Source organism: Allomesorhizobium camelthorni (assembly GCF_011045125.1).
GTDB classification, from domain to species: Bacteria; Pseudomonadota; Alphaproteobacteria; order Rhizobiales; family Rhizobiaceae; genus Allomesorhizobium; species Allomesorhizobium camelthorni.
The window spans coordinates 1-4529 of record NZ_JAAKZF010000183.1; the positions used below are offsets into that span (position 1 = coordinate 1).

The 4529-nt window shown below is 64.1% G+C and carries 4 protein-coding genes and 1 pseudogene; all 5 read left to right on the forward strand.

The window, feature by feature from the left end; genetic code table 11:
- Positions 1–354: 354 nt before the first annotated feature.
- A pseudogene (locus G6N73_RS34795) lies at positions 355–1138 on the forward strand (site-specific integrase); the annotation flags it as partial.
- Between the two features lie 308 nt (positions 1139–1446).
- Positions 1447–1620, forward strand: coding sequence for a hypothetical protein (locus G6N73_RS34800; protein ID WP_165034407.1), 174 nt, complete (start codon positions 1447–1449; stop codon positions 1618–1620).
- Positions 1601–3652, forward strand: a complete 2052-nt coding sequence (locus tag G6N73_RS34805; RefSeq protein ID WP_165034408.1) for a recombinase family protein — start codon at positions 1601–1603, stop codon at positions 3650–3652. Before G6N73_RS34800 ends, G6N73_RS34805 begins: the two co-directional genes overlap by 20 nt.
- Positions 3639–3812 carry a hypothetical protein gene (locus G6N73_RS34810; protein ID WP_425484196.1) on the forward strand — a complete coding sequence of 58 codons (174 nt, stop codon included), beginning with the start codon at positions 3639–3641 and terminating at the stop codon, positions 3810–3812. Before G6N73_RS34805 ends, G6N73_RS34810 begins: the two co-directional genes overlap by 14 nt.
- A gap of 3 nt (positions 3813–3815) precedes the next feature.
- A partial coding sequence (locus G6N73_RS34815; RefSeq protein ID WP_165034409.1) for an IS91 family transposase occupies positions 3816–4529 on the forward strand: 714 nt, incomplete at its 3' end.

Genomic DNA, 4529 nt, shown 5'->3' on the forward strand with positions numbered 1-4529 from the left:
CTGGTTCGCCAACGCATTTCCCTCGTATTCTCTCATATGGTCTGGCGAACCTAATGACCAAGAAGAGGGATGACCTCAGGTTGTTCTACGCGCAAATTCCTGGCCTCCTCTAGCGACCCCCCTCTTTTGTGCGGTTCCAGCACTCCTGCAATGATCCCCTGCGGAAGGCTTTGACCCCGAGGCGACCCTTGTCTTGCATGTAACGAATGGCCGCTTCTGGGCCGCAGAACGAACCCGCTGCGCGGGATGGGCGCACGCGGTGAGGTAGAGATCACGAACCGGTCGTCGCGCCCGCATTGAGCGTCGTCCGGCGGGGGCAGAGCATCAAGGGCTTCTTCAACAAGGAGCCTGACCATGCCCCATCCCGTTCTCGATGCACCCATCAGCCCGCTGCGCCAGCGGCTGATCGACGACATGACCCTGCGCCGGTTCAGCCAGGAGACGCAGCGCAACTACCTTCGCGATGTCGGACGGTTCGCAAGGCTTCCTCGGCCGGCCGCCGGATACGGCCACGGCCGATGACCTGCGCCGGTTCCAGGTCTGGCAGCAGGAGGATGGCGTTCCCGTGCCGACGATGAACAGCATCGTGTCGGCGCTGCGCTTCTTCTTCACCCACACGGTCGACCGTGCGGACCTGGCGCGCAGGCTCGTCCGGCTGTCGCATCCGCGCAAGCTGCCCGTGGTGCTCAGCCGCGACGAGGTTGCCCGGCTCCTCAACGCCACCACTTGCCTCAAGCACCAGGCCGCGCTGTCGGTCGCCTATGGCGCGGGTCTGCGGGTCGCCGAGGTGTCGACGCTGAAGGTCGCCGACGTCGACAGCGAGCGCATGCTGCTGCGCGTCGAGCGCGGCAAGGGCGGGCGGTACCGCAACGCCATGCTGTCAGAGGACTTGCTCACCCTTCTGCGCCGGTGGTGGAAGGTCGGGCGCCAGCAGGGCGTGATGCATCGCGACGGCTGGTTGTTCCCAGGACAGCACGCGATGAAGCCGATCAGCACGCGGCAGCTCCATCGCATCGTCGTCGAGGCGGCGCAGGCCGCCGACATCGCCAAGCGGGTCGGGCCGCACACGCTGCGCCACAGCTTCGCCACCCACCTTCTGGAGGACGGCACCGACATCCGGATCATCCAGGTTCTTCTCAAAACAACGACATACTGCCCGCCAACAGCCTGAAGAAGGGCGGATTTACTATCCATTTCATCCGCGCTGCGGTGAGACGGTGCTCATTCTGAAGCGCTATGCGTACCGTGGTTCCGATTTGGTGGTCATTGCGCAGCCTGACGGCTCCTTTGCCTGCATACCGGCTTGGATGACGCGCGAGGCGGCGACGCACTTCAAGCTGTCGGCGCAGCCGCAGTTTTCCCTTGGGACCTTGCAATCTCTGCGCGCTGAGATCGATGCGCTTTTAGGATTTCTCCAGTCCGACTCAACGATGGAGAAAGATCGCAATGAAGCGCCAATTCGAAAGTCCCCAGCCAAGCCTGTTCGAAGAAGGCGAGCCAAGCGTTGTGCTGACACGGGCACAGGAGATCGAGCTGACGATGCTGGTGGAGACTCTGCTGCGCGAGATCGCGATGGCTCTGGCAAACGGGGGGATCGCAGATGAACAAGATCACAGCTGAGCATCTTGCGCGCAGTGCCTTCGTCTATATCCGTCAGTCGACGGCCGATCAGCTTATGCACAATCAGGAGAGCCAGCGCCGGCAATACGGACTCGCCGATCGCGCTCGCCAGCTCGGCTGGGCGAAGATCGAGGTCATCGACGATGATCTCGGCCGCTCGGGCGGCGGCATTAATCGACCAGGTTTCGAGCGGCTCCTGGCGGCGATCTGCGAAGGGCATGCGGGCGCCGTGTTCGCGATCGAGGCCTCTCGGTTGGCGCGCAACGGCCGCGACTGGCATACGCTGATCGAGTTCTGTGGATTGGTCGGGACCGTCATCGTCGACGAGGACGGAATCTACGATCCTCGGCATCCCAATGATCGGCTATTGCTTGGTATGAAGGGCACGATGAGCGAGCTCGAGTTGTCACTGTTCCGTCAGCGCTCGCAAGAGGCACTGAAGCAGAAAGCCCGCCGGGGCGCGCTGTTCCTCGGTGTCGCCGCCGGCTATGTGAAGACCGGGCGCGAGCGGATCGAGAAGGATCCAGACCAGCGCGTGCAGGACGCGTTGAGGCTGGTGTTCGCGAAGTTCGCCGAGCTACAGAGCGTGCGGCAGGTCCATATGTGGTTCAGAGACGAAGGCATCGCTTTGCCCGTTAAGTCGCATGACGCAGAGGGGCGCTTCATCGCCTGGAAACTGCCGCTCTACAATACCGTGCACAACATTCTGACCAACCCGGTCTATGCGGGTGCCTATGCCTTCGGGCGCACGACAAGCAAGGTCATCATTGAGGAGGGCCGCAAACGCGTGCGCCGCGGGCTGCGGCGCCCTCAGATGGAATGGGACGTCCTGCTTAAGGACCAGCACGAAGGCTACATTCCGTGGAGCGAGTTCGAGAGTAACCAACAGGTGATTGCCAATAACGCAATCGGCAAAGGCAGTGCCACCGCCAAAGGAGCGGTACGGCGCGGGGGGCTGCTTCTCGCGGGGCTTCTGCGTTGCGGCCATTGCGGCCGCAAGATGTATGTCGCTTATAGCGGCAAGGCGGGGCGCTATCACTGCCGGGGTGCGCTCGTCAATCATGGCACCGAGCGGTGCATCTCGTTTGGCGGCTTGCGCGCCGATGAGGCTGTCGGCGCCGCTGTTCTTGGTGCCTTGAAGCCGCTCGGCATCGACGCCGCAACCAAGGCGCTCGAGGTTCAAGCGAGCGAGACGTCAGCCGCACAAAGGCAGCTCGAGCTGGCACTGCAGCGGGCGCGTTACGAGGCTACCCATGCGCGTCGGCAATACGATGCCGTCGACCCGGCCAATCGTCTGGTCGCTGGCGAGCTGGAGCGCCGCTGGAACAACGCGCTTGAAGCCGTGCACGAGATCGAAGGCGAGATTGCCGCGCTCGAGGCGCGAAGACCATCTCTGCTGGGAGAGAAGGAACGGGATCAGCTGATGCGGCTCGGCGCCGATCTGGACCTCGCCTGGTCGCACCCGGCAGCAACATCTGCGACGCGCAAGAGGATCGTTCGCGCAGCCTTGCGCGAGATCGTCGTCCGTATCGAAGGTGGCGTCATCGAGATGGTCCTGCATTGGCAGGGAGGGGACCACACGGTATTGGAGCTCAAGATGAACGCCGCCGGCAAGCATCGCTGGACAGTCCCCGAGGATACTTTGACGCTGGTCCGCGAGCTGGCGCGTCTGATGCCCGACCGCCAGATTGCGCGGCTCCTCAATCGAGCCGGTAAGCCGACAGGGCGAGGCAACGGCTGGACCCAGGCGCGGATCTGTTCGTTCCGCAGCCATCACGGCATTGCCGTCCACCGCACCAGCGAATGGGCTGAGCGAGGCGAGATTACGCTTGAAGCTGCCGCGCAAATCATGGATGTGAGCGTGATGACGGCGCTGCGCATGGCCCGGCTCGGCATCATCAAAGGGCGGCAAGTGTGTTATGGTGCGCCCTGGGCCTTCAAGACGGCGGATATCGCCGCCTATCGCACGCGGAATGCGCCGCAGCGTCCGCTAACAGCCGATCCCGCTCAACAGCGCTTTGATTTTCAATGACATAGAAAGTGAGCATTATGACGCGTGGCTGCTCGGGCACGCCAAACTGAACAACACGGCTCTCTACGCCAAGGTCGCGACCCGGACGGTGCGGTCCGTGACGAGCCCGCTCGACAAGCTCGGGCTGTTCAAGCCAGGAGAGATCTCGCCCGACGGCTGAGCCGTGCGCGCCTCGGTCGAGGTCGCCGATATCTTCCGTGCTGCCGGGCCCGCTTACCGGGCCGCCCATGCAGGGCACCTGAGCCTCGTCCAGCTCAAGGTCATGTCGGCGATCGAGCATTGTCGCACCTCAGCCCTCGGCGGTCACGTCGAGGCCTGCGAGGACTGCGGCCAGTGGCGGATCGCCTACAACAGCTGCCGCAACCCGCACTGCCCGAAGTGCCAGGGCGCGGCGGCGCGGACATGGCTCGCCGAGCGTGAGGCCGACCTGCTGCCGGTCGGCTACTTTCACGTCGTGTTCACGCTGCCGGCCGAGGTCGCCGACATCGCGTTCCACAACAAGGCGCTGGTCTACGACCTGCTGTTCAAGGCGGCATCGGAGACGATGTTGACCATCGCGGCCGATCCAAAGCACCTCGGCGCGCGCATCGGCATCACCGCCGTGCTCCACACCTGGGGCTCGGCGATGACGCACCATCCGCACGTCCACATGATCGTGTCGGGCGGCGGCATCGCGCCGGACGACAGCCGGTGGATATCGTCGCGTCCGGCCTTCCTCCTTCCAGTTCGGGTGCTCGGCAAGCTGTTCCGCCGGCTGTTCCTCACCCGGCTGGTCGCGCTGTACGACGCCGGGCGGCTCGCCTTCTTCGGATCGGCGGCGCATCTGGTCGAGCGACGGGCCTTCCTGGGTCATCTGAAGCCTGTCCGAGGCAAGCGC

Bases quoted from the DNA above. Each gene is read 5' to 3' on its own strand.
- G6N73_RS34805 (WP_165034408.1), top strand. From the start codon at position 1,601: ATGAACAAGATCACAGCTGAGCATCTTGCGCGCAGTGCCTTCGTCTAT.
- G6N73_RS34800 (WP_165034407.1), top strand. From the start codon at position 1,447: ATGAAGCGCCAATTCGAAAGTCCCCAGCCAAGCCTGTTCGAAGAAGGC.